This is a genomic window from Pseudomonas sp. 50_B, assembly GCF_017491625.1.
Lineage (GTDB): Bacteria > Pseudomonadota > Gammaproteobacteria > Pseudomonadales > Pseudomonadaceae > Aquipseudomonas > Aquipseudomonas danubii.
In genome coordinates this window covers 1-444 of record NZ_JAFGYX010000165.1, presented here as the reverse complement: position 1 = coordinate 444, position 444 = coordinate 1, and the positions used below count along the sequence as shown (strand labels likewise).

The window sequence follows — 444 nt, the reverse complement described above, 5'->3', positions numbered from 1 at the left end:
CCCCCACCCCGCCGAATTCAAGGAACACCATCATGGCCACCGAACTCGATCCTCCCGATTCATTCGATCCATTCGATTCGATCGACTCATACGATTTATTCGACTCTCTCGACGAGCGACAAACGAATTTCACGTTATCGTGCGCGATGGACTGGGGCCAGAATATCAAGAATCCCACCACGGACATCCTGGGAAAATTAATTATCGGCTACCTCGGCAAATCAACGAAGACGAAAAACAATAGATTTTCCATTGTCTGGGGTCCCGCGGTCTATGTCGACCCTCTTTCCGGATATGCCGCCAACGTAACCGCGATCTTCAAAAACACCAGCAACGACAAGGACTATCGCCTGGCATTCAGCGGAACCAATCCGAACTCACAGTTTGCCGATATAGTCATTGAAGACAATGACGTCAAAAATCTGACCCCGTTCTCGAAATATG

The 444-nt window shown here is 49.1% G+C and carries 1 protein-coding gene; it reads left to right on the top strand.

Annotated elements, in window-relative coordinates:
• Positions 1-32: 32 nt before the first annotated feature.
• Positions 33-444, top strand: a 412-nt coding sequence (locus tag J5M73_RS31420; RefSeq protein ID WP_207816975.1) for a hypothetical protein, incomplete at its 3' end; no start/stop codon positions are given.